Here is a 17,069-nt window from a genome sequence, read left to right as displayed (position 1 = left end):
GGCGATGGCGGTGCAACTCGAGGGGCAGTCAGGTGCGGACCCGGGTGAAGGGGAAGAGGAGCAGGGGATGGACCGGACCGTGCAGTGGTCTCGCGATCGGCCTGACTCGACGCAAGAGGACGCGGCGGAGGGAACGGTGATGCTCGCGGGAGGCGGGCGACCGGACGCGGCGGCGGAGGGAACGGTGATGCTCGCGGGAGGCGGGCAGGCGGACGCGGCGGCGGAGGGAACGGTGATGCTCGCGGGAGGCGGGCGGGCGGACGCGGCGGCGGAGGGAACGGTGATGCTCGCGGGGAGCGGGCAGCCGGACGCGGCGGCGGAGGGAACGGTGGTGCTCGCGGGGAGCGGGCAGCCGGACGCGGCGGAGGGAACGGTGCGCCTGCCCGGGCTCGGGGAGCCGGTGGAGGACGGGACGGTGGCGTTGACGATGGCCTCACCCGGGCCCGAGCGAGCGGAGCGGGGTGGTGGGACCGTGGTGGCACCTGGGTCGTCCGCGGGCGAGAAGTCGCGGGCGGGAGAGAGCATTCGGGGCACGCAGGTGGCGACGCGGCCGGGCGGGACGCAGATCGTCGAGCGGCGCGCCACGGTGGCGAGGCCAGCCTCCGACAAGGGGTCGGGGGGGGTGGTGATCGTGTTGATCGCGGTGGCGGTGATCGCTGGGGTGGTGGTGGGGTTGTTGATCTGAAGGCGGTGGCTCGAGTCACCGCACGCGGAAGGTGCCGGACCACCAGGGGTACCAGCCTTCGGATTGGCCACCCGACTCACCCCAGCCGAAGCGCAGGGCGTGGCTCTCGATGCCGAGGGTGTAGATGGCCCCGCTGTCGGGGTAGGGGATCTCGCAATCGAAGCACATGATCGAGACGCCCGCTGCGGAGAAGCTGGCGATGGGGCCGGGTTCCTCGGCTGCACCGAAGGAGATGTCGCCGTAGCCGCCGGCATTGTTCGCGAGGGTCCACAGGGTCTGCGTGAACGTGTTCCCGATGTCCGAGACGTTGCCGACCCCCGCATTGGCCCGTGCCACGTAGTCGATGGGCATGATCTGGGTGAAGCCGGGCGGGAACGGGATCGTGTAGTGGTACGTGTGCACCTGGTTGCCGCTGTCGAGGGTGAATGGCCGGCACGCGGCATCGATGCCGTCCGTCGCGGCGGGCTGGACCGCGATCATCTCTCCGGCCAGCGTGCAGCCCAGCGCGAGCGTGAGCTCGGTCCAGCCGCCGCCATCGGTGTCCATGTCGCAGTAGGCCTGGAACGGGGGGATCGGGCCGGCTCCGTCGACATCGAGCTGATAGAGGCCGCTGGTCGCAGTCGGGTTGGCGTCGAGGACGTCCTGGCAGGACGGGTGGTAGCAGCCGGAGGTGTCGAAGGTGCAAGTGCCGTTGCACGCGAGCGTGCCGGCGTCGAAGCCCAGGGAGATGCAGGTCTCTCCGTCGAGGTTGGGGCCATCGCACTGCTCGCCGGGGTCGATGGCTCCGTCGCCGCAGGCGAAGCAGGCGTTGGTGTCGAAGGTGCAGTCGGGGGCGCAAAAGAGCGTGCCGCCGTCGAAGCTCAGGGATGCGCAGGACTCTCCGCCGAGGTCGAGGCCGTCGCACTGCTCGCCGAGGTCGATGGCTCCGTCGCCGCAGGCGAAGCAGGCGTTGGTGTCGAGGGTGCAGTCGGGGGCGCAGGAGAGCGTGCCGCCGTCGAAGCCCAGGGAGAGGCAGGTTTGCCCGCCGAGCTCCGTGTCGTCACACTCTTCTCCGGGCGGGTTCCAGATCCCGTCGCCGCAGGAGAAGCACGCGGTGGTGTCGAGCTGACAGGTGATCGGATCACAGCCCAGGGCGCCGTCGTCGAAGCCCTGGCTGGCGCAGGTCTCTGCGCCGAGCTCGGTGCCGTCGCATGCTTCTCCGGCGACCGCGTTGATGGTGAGATCGCCACACTGGACCAGTGTGCAATTGGCGTTGCAGGTGGCGGTCTCGACCGTGTCGTCGCATTGCTCCGCGAAGGCCTCATTGACGTTGCCATCCCCGCACACGGGGAGGGTGCAGTCGTCGTCACATGTTGCGGTTTCCGTGCCCTCGTCGCATTCCTCGCCGGAGGTCGCGTTGACCAGGGAGTCGCCGCACTCGACGAAGGTGCAGTCGTCATCGCACGTGGCGGTCTCGACCCCGTCGTCGCACTGCTCTCCCTCTTCGACCACGGCATTTCCGCAGTTCGATCCGGAGTCACTCGATTCCGAGCCCAGCGTGTCGTCCACCACCCCGGTCTCGGGTCCCTCCGAGCTGGTGCCGGACGTCGACGTCGTCTCGGGGCCAAGGCTGGTCGCGTCGGTCCCGGTCTCGGTGGCCTGGACGTAGTCCCCTGCGTGGGGAGGCTCGAGGTGGCAACCGGACGGCACCAGCGTCGACGCGGCGAGGGAGATACCTGCGAGCTGGAGCCGTGACCGCATCGCTTGGGATCGAACCACGGGCGTGCGCTGGTTTCAACCGTGCTGCGGGATCCGGCGAGGGGGGGTGGTGGTCCTGACGGTTTGGGCGCAGCGCGAAGGCGAGGGCACGTCGATCATGGGCACGAAATTCCCGTGACGGTCAAATCGTCCACGTTCCAGCCGGAGCACGTCCAAACCCCGCCGCTGTTGATGTCGAAGCCGATGCGGATCTGCAGCGCTGGGTTCGCGTACGCGGAAATGTCATACGCGACCTGGACCCAGGCCGGGTCCGCGACATTCGGGGGTGGGCCCGATTCCCAGATCGTTTGCCACGCTACACCATCGAAGACCTGGATGTGGTTCTGCATGAATGGCGTATAGTCACTGTTCAGCCACCTCCAGAAGCTCAGCTCGACCGAGCCATATCCGCTCACATCGAGCGGCGGGCTGGTGAGGTAGTAGAACGGGTGCAGGGGCGTGGTCGCATTGCCACCCAGCACGACTCCTGCGACGCCGTTGTCGGCAGTCGGAGTGTGATCGAACTCGGGATCGGGGTTGGTGCAACCGCCATTTTGTCCCATCGACACCATCGTCGGCCCGATGGCCCACTCCGGCCCCAAGAGCCAGCCAGCGGAATTGTCGGAGAAGTCCTCCTCGAACACGAGATCGCCGGGACACGGGATGCAGTTTGGCAGGCAGAGGACACCCGAGTTGCCATCGTCGCAAGCTTCGGTCCCATCGATGATGCCGTTGCCGCAGATCCCACAACCCGACGTCACGAAGGTCGCGCAGTCGGGCGCGCAGGCGAGGTTGCCACTGTCGAAGCCGAGGGTCGCGCAGCTCTGTCCTCCGAGGCTCGCACCATCGCAGACCTCGCTCGATCCGATCACTCCATCACCACACACGGAGCAGCCCGAGGCATCGAGGGTGCAGTTGCCCGCGCAGGCGAGAGTGCCAGCGTCGAAGCCCAGCGATGTGCACGAGGCTCCGCCGAGGTCGGCGGTATCACACTCCTCGCCGGGGTTGATGGCTCCGTCGCCACACTCGAAGCATGCGGCGGTGTCGAAGCTGCAGGAGGCAGAGCAAGAGAGGGTGCCGCCGTCGAAGCCCTGGGAGGTACAGGTGGCGCCGCCGAGGTTGACGCCGTCGCACTGCTCACCGGCGTTGATGGCTCCGTCGCCGCACTCGAAGCACGCGGTGGTGTCGAAGGTGCAGGAGCCGGAGCAAGAGAGGGCGCCGCCGTCGAAGCCCTGGGAGATGCAGGTCTGGCCGTCGAGGTCGGCGGTATCACACTGCTCGCCGGGGTTGACGGCTCCGTCGCCGCACTCGAAGCAGGCGGCGGTGTCGAAGGTGCAGGAGCCCGAGCAGGAGAGGGTGCCGCCGTCGAAGCCCTGGGAGGTACAGGTGGCGCCGCCGAGGTTGATGCCGTCGCACTGCTCACCGGGGTTGATGGCTCCGTCGCCGCACTCGAAGCAGGCGGCGGTGTCCAAGGTGCAGTTGGGGGCGCAGGAGAGAGAACCGCCGGCAAAGCCCTCGGACACGCAGGTCTGGCCGCCGAGATCGGCTCCGTCGCACTGCTCTCCGGGCGGGTTCCTGGTCCCGTCGCCGCATGAGAAGCATCCGGCGGTGTCGAGCTGACACGTGACGGCATCACAGCCCAGCGTGCCGCCGTCGAAGCCTTGGCTCGTGCAGGTCTCTCCGTCGAGCTCGGTGTCGTCGCACTGCTCTCCGGCGATCGAGTTGATGGTGAGATCTCCGCATACGACGACCGTGCAATCGGAGTCGCAGCCCAGCGAGGGGCCGGCGTCATCGCAGTCCTCTCCGGCGGTCACGTTGGTGATGCCATCGCCGCATGACGAGACCGTGCAGTCCGAGTTGCAGGTAGGGGACTCACCACCGTCGTCGCACTCCTCGCCTGCCATCATGTTGAAGTTGCCGTCTCCGCATTCGACGAGCGTGCAGTCGCTGTCACAGGCCGCGGTGCGTCCGGCATCATCGCACTCCTCGCCTGCCGAGGCATTGAAGATGTCGTCACCGCAGAATGCGGGAGTGCAATCGACGTTGCAGGCGGCGGACTCGCCGCCATCATCACATTGCTCGCCCGCCGTCTCGTTGAGGACGCCGTCTCCGCACGCTGTGGGCATGCAGTTGGCGTTGCAAGTGGCGGATTCGCCGGCATCGTCGCAGTGTTCGCCGAAGGTCTCGTTGACGTAGCCGTCACCGCACTCGACGAAGGTGCAGTCGTCGTCGCACGTGGCGGATTCGCCGGCATCATCGCATTGCTCGCCGAGGGCTTCGTTGGGGTTGGCGTCACCGCACTCGGCGAGGGTGCAGTCGTCGTCGCACATGGCGGTCTCGTCACCGTCGTCGCACTGCTCCCCCGCCGCGGCGTTGACGATCGCATCTCCGCAGGACGCGATCGTGCAGTCGGCGTTGCAAGACGGCGACTCGCCTTCGTCGTCACACTCCTCGTCGGCCTCGAGGATGCCGTTGCCGCAGACGGGGTCGGGCTCGGTGTCATCCGAGCCCCCGCTCGCGGTCCCGAGGGTGGGCTCGGAGTCGGATCCTCCGGTGCTGCCCGGGAGCGTCGCGCTCGAGGTGGTGCCCGTGCTGCCGCCCTCGGTCACGAAGACGTAGTCGTCGGCACTGGGAGGATTGGGTCGGCAACTGGCGAGCACCAGGGGGAGGGAGCACAGGCCCACCCAGACCGCGGGAGTAGTCGACGACGGCACGGTCGGAGCATAGGGGTCGGTGGTGATTCGGGCAATTGGATTGCGGCCGTTGCGGCCAGCACCCTGCGAGCGCCAGCACGATCACGAGCCAAACCCACCCAACCCGCTGAGGCCAAGGGTTCATCGATCGGCATTCACGACCGGATCGGGCGGGGTGGGAAGCGGGTTCGTCGCGGAGCGGAGCGAATCACTCGCACATCTGCCCTTGACCCTCGACGAGCGTCTCCACGAAATCCGAGCACTCCATCCGCCCGATGTCGGAGCACACGTGCCCCCAGTCGGTGGCGCACAGGCTCAGACCAGGCCCGCACCCGACGAAGCAGCCGAGCGTGCACGCCGAGCTCTCCACTAGCTGCACGCCTGCCCGATCGACCCCCTCGTGCACCTCCCCATCGAGGAAGAGCCCATGACCGCCGCACATGAGCACGATGTCGTCGGTCACGTCGGCGATCGAGAGATCGGTACCGAAGTGCACCGCCGGCGCGAAGCCCACTGGACACTCGAACTCCCACACGGTGCTCTCGAGGCACTCGTCGTCCGTACCCGCGCCACCCGGCGGCTCATCGTCCACGATGGCGCAGGCGGCTGCCGATAGGTTGGCGAGAATGGCAAACGAGCGCGCGTCGAGAGCGTTCATCGTGACGAGACCTCGGCGACATTGTGATCCGAGAAGCGAGTGCGTCAACGAGCATGGGAGGTCGCTGAACATGCCGTGGAGCCGTGCTTGCGAGCCGGTCGATCCGGCGCGCTGGTGACCCCAGTGCCGCCGACCTCGATCAATCGCTCCCATGCCGACCCGCGGTCGAGAACGGGTGGGAGAGGTCAAGAACTGGGCGACCCGCGGTCGAGGGCGGGTGGGGGAGGTCGAGGACGTGCCGACGCCCGGTCGAGATCGGGTTGGGGAGGTCAAGTCAAGGACGTGCCGACCGCTGGCGCTGCTTGGGGGCGAAGGGGTCGGGCTCTCGAGCAGCCTGGCACAGGGGGTCGGTTTAGTAGAGGTAGGTGGCACCGGAGCCACTGGCGCTGTTGTTGGCCTGGTTGCCGGCGACGCCGTTGGCGTTGCTGTCTTCTTGTTCTGCGCCGACGGCGAGTGTGTTGCCATCTCCGCTCAGCGCCACGCTGAAGCCGAAGTAATCGCTTTGGCCGGTGTTGGAGGCCTTGAGGTACGCGTGCTGTGACCACGAGCCCATGCCGTCGCGCGAGAACACGTAGACGGCTCCGGCGTTGTTGGCAGAGTTGTTGGCCTCGGCCGCGGGTCCCGGGTTGACGCCGTTGGCGTTGCTGTCTTCTTGCCGTGCGCCGACAGCGAGTGTGCTGCCGTCGGCGCTCAGCGCCACGCTGGTGCCGAAGAAGTCGACCGAGCCGGTGTTGGAGGCCTTGAGGTACGCTTGCTGAGACCATGTGCCCATGCCATCGCGCGTGAACACGTAGACGGCTCCGGAGCCGCTGGCGGAGTCGTCGGCCTCGGCCGCGGGGCCCGGGTTGACGCCGTTGGCGTTGCTGCTTTCTCCGTCTGTGCCGACAGCGAGTGTGTTGCCGTCCTCGCTCAGGGCCACGCTCCAGCCGAACTGGTCGCTCGCGCCTGTGTTGGAGGCTTTGAGGTAGGCCTGCTGTGACCACGACCCCATGCCGTCGCGGGTGAACACGTAGACGGCTCCGGCGCTGCCGGCGGAGTCGTCGGCCTCGGCGGCGGGACCCGGGTTGACGCCGTTGGCGTTGCTGTCTTCGAGGTATGCACCGACGGCGAGTGTGTTGCCGTCTCCGCTGAGCGCCACGCTGACGCCGAACCGGTCGTTCGCGTCTGTGTTGGAGGCCTTGAGGTAGGCTTGCTGTGACCACGAGCCCATGCCGTCGCGGGTGAACACGTAGACGGCTCCGGAGTTGGAGGCGGAGTCGTCGGCCTCGGCGGCGGGGCCCGGGTTGACGCCATTGGCGTTGCTGTCTTCGAGGTATGCACCGACGGCGAGTGTGTTGCCGTCTCCGCTGAGCGTCACGCTGACGCCGAAGTGGTCGCTCACGTCTGTGTTGGAGGCCTTGAGGTAGGCTTGCTGTGACCACGAGCCCATGCCGTCGCGGGTGAATACGTAGACGGCTCCGGCATCGGAGGCGGAGTCGTTGGCCTCGGCGGCGGGGCCCGGGTTGACGCCGTTGGCGTTGCTGTCTTCGTAGTGGGCGCCGACGGCAAGGGTGTTGCCGTCTCCGCTGAGCGCCAGCGCCACGTTCGAGCCGAACCTGTCGTCCCCGTCGGTATTGGAGGCCTTGAGGTAGGCCTGCTGCGACCATGTGCCGATGCCGTCGTGGGTGAACACGTAGACGGCTCCGGCGTTGGAGGGGAGTCGTCGGCCTCGGCGGCGGGGCCCGGGTTGACGCCGTTGGCGTTGCTGTCTTCTAGGTATGCGCCGACGGCGAGGGTGTTGCCGTCTCCGCTGAGCGCCACGCTGGTGCCGAACCTGTCGTTCGCATCAGTATTGGAGGCCTTCACATACCCCACCGCATCCACCAGCGATCCCATCACGTCCACGACCGCCGATTCCGTGCACCCCCCTCCATTGCATGCCGACAATCGATAGCTCGCCTGCCAGCGAAAGTGCAGCGGCATCTCGTGCGAGACCGACGTCCCCACGATGTCCCCCCCGAGCTGCACGAACGGCTCCCCCGGTGCAGCGCTCTCCTCGAGCTGGTAGTACTCCGCCCCCGTCGCCGCCGCCCAGCTGAAGTCGAAGCGCTTGACCTGCGAGAAGCTCAGCTGCAGCACGGGGGTACCTGGCTGGTTCCAACACCCGCTTTGGTCGTAGGCGCATGCGCCGTTGCATGCGAGCGTCCCTCCGAGGAACCCCTGGCTCACGCATGTTTCCCCGGCCAGGTCGGCCCCGTCGCACTGCTCACCGGAGTCGATGGCTCCGTCACCGCACTCGTAGCAAGCAGCGGTGTCGTAGTTGCAGGAGGCCGAGCAGGCGAGGGTGCCCCCGTCGAAGCCCTGGGAGACACAGTCTTGCCCACCAAGGTCGGCGCCGTCGCACTGCTCGAGGCCGTTGACCACCCCGTCGCTGCACACGTAGCACGCAGATGTGTCGTAGTTGCAGGAGGCGCAGGAGAGGGAGCCGCCGTCGAAGCCCTGGGAGACGCAGCTCTGTCCACCGAGGTTGGCTCCGTCGCACTGCTCGCCTGGGTCGATGGCTCCGTCGCCGCACTCGAAGCAGGCGGCGGTGTCGAAGTTGCACGAGGCGGAGCAGGAGAGCGCCCCGCCGTCGAAGCCCTGTGAAACGCAGGTCTGCCCACCGAGGTCGGCGCCGTCGCACTGCTCGACGCCGTTGGTCACCCCATCGCCGCACGCATGGCAGGCGGAGGCATCGAGGACGCAGCTGCCAGCGCAGGCCAACGTGCCCCCGTCGAAGCCCTCAGAGACACAGGTTTGCCCCCCAAGGTCGACCCCATCGCACTGCTCACCGGGGTTGATCGTCCCATCGCCGCACGCGTAGCAGCCACCAACGTCGAAGCCGCAACCCCCGTCGCACCCCAGCGTCCCGCCACCGAACCCCAGCGACACGCACGTAGCCCCACCGAGATCACCGCCGTCGCACTGCTCTGCGGGCGGGTTCATCACCCCATCGCCGCACGAGAAGCACCCGGTGGTGTCGAGCTGGCACGTGACCGGATCACAGGCCAGCGTGCCATCGTCGAAGCCCTCGCCGGCACACGTCGCTCCCGCGAGCTCGGTGTCGTCACACTCTTCCCCTGCGACGTCGTTGATCACCAGGTCCCCGCACTCGACGACCGTGCAGTCCGCGTCGCACCCCAGCGAAGGTCCGGCGTCGTCGCAGGCCTCACCCGCGGTCGCGTTGGTGATGCCATCGCCGCACCAGCCGAGCGAGCAATCGGAGTTGCACGCGGCCGACTCCCCCATGTCGTCGCACTCCTCGCCGGCCGCGGCGTTGATGTGGCCGTCGCCGCAGCTCACGAGCGTGCAATCGTCGTCGCAGGCGGCAGTTCGCCCCGTCTCGTCGCATTGCTCTCCTGCCGAGGCGTTGAAGATCCCGTCGCCGCACCAGGCCAGGGTGCAGTCCACGTTGCAGGTCTCAGACTCGCCTCCGTCGTCGCACTGCTCGCCTGCGATCTCGTTGAGCACGCCATCGCCGCATGCGACGAAGGTGCAATCGCCGTCACACGTCTCGGACTCCTCACCATCGTCGCACTGCTCGCCCGCCGCGTCGTTGAGGAGTCCATCGCCGCACGCGACGAGGGTGCAGTCGAGATCGCAGGTCTCGGTCTCCCCGCCATCGTCGCACTGCTCGCCCGCCGCGAGGTTGACGAGCGCATCGCCGCACACCGCAACCGTGCAGTCGGCATTGCAGCTCGCCGACTCCCCGCCGTCGTCGCACTCCTCGCCCCCTTCCACGATGCCATCACCACAGACGGGCTCGCCCCCGGTGTCCCCGGTCCCGGAGCCCTCCCCTTGGGTCTCCGCCGAGGAACCGGATCCCGACTCCCCACTACCACCCGACGACGAGGCCACTCCGCCCGCCTCACTCGTCCCCTCGGTATCCACCAGCACGTAGTCATCCGCATTCGGCGGACCAAGCCGACACCCCGCGAACACCAGCGGCAGCACCACGATCACGACCCAACCCACCAGAGCACGCCAGGGCAGCATGCTCGGACTCTAACCACACCCCACGATCAACCTCCACTCGCCCCGGCCGATCTGTCACGACGAGGACATCTCCGGCTGCACGAAGGGTCCCCCGCCTCACTCGTGCCGTCCCCCGAAAGCGAAGAGCGCGCGTTGGTCGATACGTTCGCCATGAGAACGCTGTTTCCGTGATCCGATGGTTGCCTGGTCCGAGCAGATGCCCTCGGTCGTCCGGCGATGCGCATCGGTGGAGGTTGGAGATCAGTAGAGGTAGACGGCACCGGACTCATCGGCGCTGTCGTCGGCTTGGTTGCCCGCGATGCCCGTTGCGCTGCTGCCTTCCAAGGGGGCACCGACGGCGAGGGTGTTGCCGTCTCCCGTCAGTGCCATGCTATGGCCGAGGTGGTCATTCGGCCCGGTGTTGGAGGCCTTGGCGTAGGTCTGCTGCGACCAGGCCCCTGCGCCATCGCGCACGAACACGTAGACCGCTCCTGAGGCGGAGGCGGTGTTGTCGGCCTCGTTGCCGCCGATGCCGGTTGTGTTGCTGTCTTCCAAGTAGGCGCCGACGGCGAGGGTGTTGCCGTCTCCCGACAGCGCCAAGTCATAGCCGAACCAATCGCTTGCCCCGGTATTGGAGGCCTTGACGTAGGCCTGCTGCGACCAGGACCCTGCACCATCACGCACGAATGCGTAGACCGCTCCTGAGTTGGAGGCGCTGTCATCGGCCTGATTGCCGTCGATGCCCGTCGCATTGCTGCCTTCTCCGTAGGCGCCGATGGCGAGGGTGTTGCCATCTCCCGACAGCGCCACGTCATGGCCGAAGTAGTCGTGTGCCTCGGTGTTGGAGGCCTTGACGTATGCCTGTTGGGACCAGACCCCTGCGCCATCACGCCCGAACACGTAGACCGCTCCGGAGTCGGTGGCACTGTTGTCGGCCTGGTTGCCCGCGATGCCCGTGGCGTTGCTGTCTTCCAAGGTGGTGCCGACGGCGAGGGTGTTGCCGTCTCCCGACAGCGCCACGCTCCACCCGAACCGGTCGTTTGCCCCGGTGTTGGAGGCCTTGACGTAGGCCTGCTGGGACCAGACCCCTGCGTCATCACGCACGAATATGTAGACTGCTCCTGAGCCATTGGCGCTGTTGTTGGCCTGGTTGCCTCCGATGCCCGTGACGTTGCTGTCTTCCAAGTAGGCGCCGACGGCGAGGGTGTTGCCGTCTCCCGACAGCGCTACGCTATGCCCGAATCGGTCGTCCACCCCGGTGTTGGAGGCCTTGGCGTAGACCTGCTGGGACCAGACCCCTGCGCCATCACGCACGAATATGTAGACCGCTCCTGAGCTGTTGGCGCTGTTGTCGGCCTGGTTGCCCGCGGTGCCCGTGGCGTTGCTGTCTTCCCCGTAGGCGCTCACGGCGAGGGTGTTGCCGTCTCCCGACAGCGCGACGCTCGTGCCGAACCGGTCGGCCGTCTCGGTGTTGGAGGCCTTGACGTAGGCCTGTTGCGACCATGCCCCTGCGCCGTCTCGAACGAACACATAAACCGCTCCCGAGATGCTGGCGCTGTTGTCGGCCTGGTTGCCCCCAATGTTGGTTGCGTTGCTGTCTTCCCAGTAGGCGCCGATGGCGAGGGTGTTGCCGTCGCCCGACAGCGTCACGCTCCACCCGAAGGAGTCGCTGGCCTCGGTGTTCGAGGCCTTGAAGTACCCCACCGCCTCCGCCAGCGACCCCACCACGTCCACGACCGCCGAGTCCGTGCACCCAACCGCGTTGCACGCCCACAGCCGATAGCTCGCCTGCCACCGGAAGTGCAGCGGCATCTCGTGCGACACCGCCGTCCCGAGGACATCCCCCCCGAGCTGTACGAACGGCTCCCCGGGTGCAACGCTCTGTTCGAGCTGGTAGTAGTCCGCCCCCGGCACGGCCGCCCAGCTGAAATCGAAGCGCTTGACCTGCGAGAAGCCCAGCATCAGCACGGGAACGCCGGGCTGGTTCCAGCACCCGCTCACATCGTAACCGCACGCACCGTCGCAAACGAGCGTTCCTCCGAGGAAACCCTGGGAGACGCAGGTTTGCCCGCCGAGGTCGCCGCCATCGCACTGCTCTGCGGGCGGGTTCATCACCCCATCGCCGCACGAGAAGCACCCGGTGGTGTCGAGCTGACACGTGACCGGATCACAGGCCAGCGCGCCGTCGTCGAAGCCCTCGCCGGCACAGGAGGCTCCTGCGAGATCCGTGTCGTCGCATTCCTCACCCGCGACGTCGTTGATCACCAGGTCCCCGCACTCGACGACCGTGCAGTCTGCATCGCATCCGAGCGAAGGCCCGGCGTCGTCGCAGGCCTCACCCGCGGTCGCGTTGGTGATGCCATCGCCACACCAGGCCACCGAACAGTCGGAGTTGCACGTAACCGACTTCCCCATGTCGTCGCACTGCTCCCCCGCGGCGGCATTGACGTACCCGTCCCCGCAATCCACGAGCGTGCAGTCCGTGTCGCACGCCGCCGTGCGACCCGCATCGTCGCACTCCTCGTCGGCGCTGGCGTTGAATATCCCGTCGCCGCACCACGCCAGGGTGCAGTCGACATCGCACAGCGCAGACTGCCCGCCGTCGTCGCACTCCTCGCCCACGATCGCGTTGTGCCACCCATCGCCGCACGCGACGAAGGTGCAATCGCCGTCACACGTCTCGGTCTCCTCACCGTCGTCGCACTCCTCCCCCGTCGCAACGTTGGTCACCCCATCGCCGCACGCGACGAAGGTGCAGTCGAGATCGCAGGTCTCGGTCTCCCCGCCGTCGTCGCACTGCTCCCCCGCCGCGACGTTGACGAGCGCATCCCCGCACACCGCAGCCGTGCAGTCGGCATTGCAGCCGGGTGACTCCCCGCCGTCGTCGCACTCCTCGTCTCCCTCCACGAGGCCATCGCCGCAGACGGGCTCGCCCCCGGTGTCCCCGCTCCCCGAGCCCGACCCCTGGGTCTCCGCCGTCGTGGTTCCCGACTCGCTACCACCCGACGACGGGGCCACTCCGCCCGCCTCGCTCGTCCCCTCGGTATCCACCAGCACGTAGTCATCCGCATTCGGCGGACCAAGCCGACACCCCGCGAACACCAGCGGCAGCACCACGATCACAACCCAACCCACCAGAGCACGCCAGGGCAGCATGCTCGGACTCTAACCACACCCCATGATCAACCTCTACTCGCCCCGGCCGATCTGTCACGACGAGGACATCTCCGGCTGCACGAAGGGTCCCCCACCTCACTCGTGCCGTCCCCGAAAGCGAAGAGCGCGCGTTGGTCGATACGTTTGACGAGAACCCATCCGCCCGTGCTAATTCTGCCACCACCCGCCACTTCCCGGCGCCCTCCTTCGTATGCCCCTCGTAGCGTTCCCTTCCTCGCCCGCGGCCTGCTTCCTCGCGGTCGCGCTGGCGCTACCTCCCTTCCTCGCCACCACCACCGCGCTCGCGGCCCCGGGTCCGGCCCCCGCCGCAGCCAAGCCCAAGAGTTCCTCCGCCTGGCTCCGCACGGGCGAAGCCCGCGAGCGCACCTCCGACTTCGTGGGGGCCGGCCAGGCCTACCGCAACGCCCTCGACGCGCTCTCGCCCAAGGGGCAGCGCGCCAACGAGGGTGCTCGCGCGGCGGGTCTGTCGGCCGACGCCTACGTGCAGGCGTTCCAGCTCGACGGCAACGTCGCCCACCTCGACTCGGGCATCGAGGTCCTCGACTACTGGCTGCAACAAGCCGGCCCGGACAACCGCGCGTCCCTGCGCAAGAGCATCGAGCTCAAGATGGCGCAGCTGCGAGCGATCCGAGATCCGCTGGCCAAGTCCAAGGAGGCCCTCGATGCGGGCAAGCTCGAAGAGGCCACCGAGTACTCCGAGGCAGCCATCGAGGCGCTCGAGTACCAGCAGCACGAATGGTCGGTCGGTGCCCGCATCGCGCTGCAGACCGCCAATGCGCAGGTCATCGCCTACGACGCCAGCGTGGAAGAGGTCGACGACATCGAGCCCAACCTGCGCAAGCTCGAGACCGCCAAGCGCACGCTCGAAGAGCTCCAGAGCAAGCGCCCCCCCGACGACCAGAGCAGCGAGGGCGCGCTCGTCCAGCAGCGGGTGCGCGAGCTCGAAGACCGCATCCGCGACGAGCAGCGACGCCTCCAGGACGAGCAGCTCGCTCGCCAGCAGGAGCAAGAGGAGGCCGCCCGCGCCGAGGCCGAGCGCAAGCGCCAGCAAGAGCTCGAGCAAGAGCGCCAGCGCCTAGCCGCCGAGACCAAGGACGACACCGCACGAGCGCGCAAGCGCAAGCTCGGCATCATCCTCCTCGCCACGGGCGCCGTGGCCACGGCCGCCGGCGCGGGCGTCATGGGCGAGGGCCTGGCCTTTGCCCCCGGTGCCCGCCGCTCGGGCGACGCGGAGCAGGCCGAGGCCGACGCGCTCGAGCAGATGTACGGCGACGCCTACTCCCGCGACGACTTCGACCGCGACCTGCAGCAGTTCCGCGACGACCTCCAGGTCCGCACCCTCGGCATGAGCGTGGGCGGCTCGGTGCTGCTGGCCGGCGGTCTGGCCACGGGCATCGCAGGCGCGGTGATCCTCGTCAAGAACCGCCGCCCCAAGGGCGCGCGCGGCGGGCAGGACAAGCTCGCCCTCACCCCCTCGGTGTCCCGCTCACAGGTCCACCTGTCTCTCACCACGAGGTTCTGATGTCCGACGCCAAGACGATCGAGCTACAGGTCGACGACGTCGTCGACGAGCGCTACCGGATCACTCGCCGCCTCGGTCGGGGCGGCATGGGCACGGTGTACCAGGCCCAGCAGGTCAAGCTGGATCGCGCGGTGGCGTTCAAGGTGCTGCTGCCCGAGTACGCGACCAAGGAGACGGCGGCCAAGCGATTCGAACGCGAGGCCCGGGCGGCGTCGTCGATCGACCACCGCAACGTGGTCAAGATCCTCGACTTCGGCCACCTGCCCACCGGCGAGCTCTACTACACGATGGAGCTGCTGCAGGGCCGCGATCTCTCGCAGCTGCTGCGCGAGACGGGCGCGCTGCCGTGGTCGCGCGCGGGCTGGATCATCCTGCAGGTGGTGCGCGCGTTCGCGGCGATCCACGCCCAGGGCATCGTGCACCGCGACATCAAGCCCGCCAACTGCTTCCTGCTCGACCCCAAGGCCGGCGACGAGCCGGACTTCGTGAAGATCCTCGACTTCGGCATCGCCAACCTCCAGGACGAGAGCAACAAGGTCACCGCGCTCACCGGGGCGTCGGACATCATCGGCTCGGTGCTCTACATGGCGCCCGAGCAGATCATGGCCGATCACGTCGACTCCCGCACCGATGTCTACTCGCTCGGGATCATGATGTACGAGCTGCTGACCGGCCAGGTGCCGTTCCGCGAGTCGAACATGATGAAGGTGATGCTGGCCCACCAGCAGCAGGCCCCGCGCCCGCCGAGCGAGCTGGCGCCAGACCTTCCGCCGGAGGTCGAGGAGGTGATCCTGCGTGCGATCGCCAAGAAGCCGGAGGAGCGGTTCCAGGCGATGGTGGACATCGAGGCCGTGCTCGCGCCGCTGGTGGAGGTGCCCGGAACGATCGAGGGCAGCCGCACCGTCCCGCGCATCGGAACCTCGGCGACGTTCCCCGGGTACGTCGAGCAGAAGTCGCCACGATGGGTACGACCGGTCATCGCTGCGGTGCTGCTGTTCGGGGCCGCGATCGCGGTGACGCAGTGGATCAAGCACTCGCGGCAGACGGACGACGAGATCGCGAGCAACACGACCAAGACCGCCAAGGACGACGCATCGGGCGAGTCGCTCGAGGACGAGCCGGAGCCGGAGCCGCTACGGCTGCTCCCGCCGCCGGAGAAGCAGTACGACCCGTTTGCCGATCCCTTCGGGGCTCCCCCCCTGACCGGACGCATGGGCCCACCGCCGGTGGCGGCCGGAGCGGAGGGCGAGACCGAGGCCATTCCCAGCGAGCCAGTACCGCTCGAGGAGCTCCTACCGGCGCAACCCTGGACGCTCGAGGTCGGTCGCATGGCAGGACGGATCCTCAACGACAAGGAGCGACCGCTCTCCGGAGCCCGGGTGTGTGCGTGGATGGTCGATCCTCGCGCGCCCGCGGAGCTGCGACGCCGGCCCAAGTGCGCCCAGACCGATCGCCAGGGCCGCTTCGTGCTCGACGAGGTGCCGCCCGGATTCTACGACCTGCATGCGTTCGCCCGCGGGTTCCTGCCGCAGAGCGTGCTCGAGCGCGACGGCTACCCGCTGACGCTTCAGCCCGAGGGCAGGCTGGAGAAGCTCGAGGTGGTGCTCGCCCCGGGTGGCACCGAGGTTCGCGGCACCGTCGAGACCAAGGCCGGCGAGCCCATCGCGGGCGCCAAGGTGGCGGTGGTGGGCCCCGTGCGCGCGCTGGCGGTGGCCGACGGCAAGGGCGAGTTCACGCTGTGGACGGGCGAAGGGGACCTGAGCGTGGTGGCATGGGCCGAGGGGTACGCCGACCTCGTGGCCCAGGGGCGATCGGACGAGCCGTTCGCGCTGGTGCTGCGCCGCGAGTCGAAGATCATCGGGCGCGTGATCGACGAGGAAGGCGGCGAGCCGATCGCAGCGGCGCGAGTGCAGGCCGGTCGTCAAGGTCCTGGGCTCGATCCGCTGGTCTATACCGACGACGAGGGGATCTTCGAGATCGTGGGGCTCTCGGAGGGCACCTACCAGCCATCGGCCCGGCTCTCGGATGGCTACGGCCAGGCCAAGCGCGCGACCAAGGTGATCGAGGCGACGATCCCCGGCGAGGTGGTGATCGAGCTGCACCACTTCAAGGTCGCCGACGCGGCGCCCGAGCCCACGGTCGCGGGCTCGACGGGCGCCGAGGACGAGCCCGAAGCAACGGGAAGCACGGGAGACACCGACGCGACGGGCAGCACGGGCGACGATGCCACGGGCGGCGAGGACGACTCCGCGCTCGCGCTCGAAGACACGCCGCCGAGTGCCGCTGGCACCCCGGCCGCTGGCACCCCGACCGATCCCGACAAGCCCGCGGTGACCAATCGCTCGCTGCGTGCCGCGCTGGCCAAGAAGCTCAAGCGCTGCGGAGCGGGAATGGAGGGCTCGATCGAGGTGACGGCCGAGTACGTGCTCGACAAGGGCCGGCTGTTCAAGCCCAAGGTCACCGTCAAGGGCGCGGCAAACAAGGACCCCGCGGTGAAGGCCTGCGCCGAGAAGCACGTGGAGCGCTTCAAGATGCTGCCCCGCGACGAGCCCACCGACTTCGTGAAGCTGCCGGTCACCCTGTGAGCCGATCATCGCCCCCGCA

Annotated in this window: 8 protein-coding genes and 2 pseudogenes; 3 read left to right on the top strand and 7 right to left on the bottom strand. The window is 68.3% G+C overall.

What is annotated here, in order from left to right:
* Positions 1-4 precede the first annotated feature (4 nt).
* Positions 5-685, top strand: a complete 681-nt coding sequence (locus OEB96_RS37545; RefSeq protein ID WP_266221703.1) for a hypothetical protein — start codon at positions 5-7, stop codon at positions 683-685.
* A 15-nt stretch (positions 686-700) separates the two neighbouring features.
* On the opposite strand, the gene OEB96_RS37540 is transcribed toward OEB96_RS37545, so the two are convergent.
* The 7 genes and pseudogenes from OEB96_RS37540 to OEB96_RS37510 all read right to left on the bottom strand — a co-directional run bounded on the left by OEB96_RS37540 (position 701) and on the right by OEB96_RS37510 (position 12,922).
* Positions 701-2,425: a fibrinogen-like YCDxxxxGGGW domain-containing protein gene (locus OEB96_RS37540; RefSeq protein ID WP_266221702.1), complete on the bottom strand. Its 1,725-nt coding sequence runs from the start codon at positions 2,423-2,425 to the stop codon at positions 701-703.
* A gap of 113 nt (positions 2,426-2,538) precedes the next feature.
* The gene (locus OEB96_RS37535) at positions 2,539-5,136 is read right to left on the bottom strand and encodes a hypothetical protein (RefSeq protein WP_266221701.1); all 2,598 of its coding nucleotides are present in this window, start codon (positions 5,134-5,136) and stop codon (positions 2,539-2,541) included.
* Positions 5,137-5,323: 187 nt separating this feature from the next.
* Entirely contained in the window at positions 5,324-5,773 is a 450-nt protein-coding gene (locus OEB96_RS37530) for a hypothetical protein (RefSeq protein WP_266221700.1), read from the bottom strand.
* Between the two features lie 352 nt (positions 5,774-6,125).
* Complete coding sequence (locus tag OEB96_RS37525; RefSeq protein ID WP_266221727.1) at positions 6,126-7,154, bottom strand: hypothetical protein; 1,029 nt, start codon at positions 7,152-7,154, stop codon at positions 6,126-6,128.
* A 9-nt stretch (positions 7,155-7,163) separates the two neighbouring features.
* A pseudogene (locus OEB96_RS46745) lies at positions 7,164-7,445 on the bottom strand (FG-GAP repeat protein); the annotation flags it as partial.
* A gap of 68 nt (positions 7,446-7,513) precedes the next feature.
* Positions 7,514-7,648 (bottom strand): annotated as a pseudogene (locus tag OEB96_RS46740) (hypothetical protein); the annotation flags it as partial.
* Positions 7,649-10,027: 2,379 nt separating this feature from the next.
* Positions 10,028-12,922 carry a hypothetical protein gene (locus OEB96_RS37510; RefSeq protein ID WP_266221699.1) on the bottom strand — a complete coding sequence of 965 codons (2,895 nt, stop codon included), beginning with the start codon at positions 12,920-12,922 and terminating at the stop codon, positions 10,028-10,030.
* A gap of 211 nt (positions 12,923-13,133) precedes the next feature.
* On the opposite strand from OEB96_RS37510, the gene OEB96_RS37505 reads away from it, so the two are divergent.
* Together OEB96_RS37505 and OEB96_RS37500 are read left to right on the top strand one after the other, a co-directional pair.
* On the top strand, positions 13,134-14,465 hold the full coding sequence (locus tag OEB96_RS37505; RefSeq protein ID WP_266221698.1) for a coiled-coil domain-containing protein: 1,332 nt from the start codon (positions 13,134-13,136) through the stop codon (positions 14,463-14,465).
* The gene (locus OEB96_RS37500; RefSeq protein WP_266221697.1) at positions 14,465-17,050 is read left to right on the top strand and encodes a protein kinase domain-containing protein; all 2,586 of its coding nucleotides are present in this window, start codon (positions 14,465-14,467) and stop codon (positions 17,048-17,050) included. Before OEB96_RS37505 ends, OEB96_RS37500 begins: the two co-directional genes overlap by 1 nt.
* The last annotated feature ends 19 nt before the right edge of the window (positions 17,051-17,069 follow it).

The sequence above is a fragment of the Paraliomyxa miuraensis genome (assembly GCF_026337845.1).
Classification (GTDB): Bacteria; Myxococcota_A; Polyangia; order Nannocystales; family Nannocystaceae; genus Paraliomyxa; species Paraliomyxa miuraensis.
The sequence above is the reverse complement of the archived record's forward strand: the minus strand, read 5'-3'. Positions and strand labels throughout refer to the sequence as shown.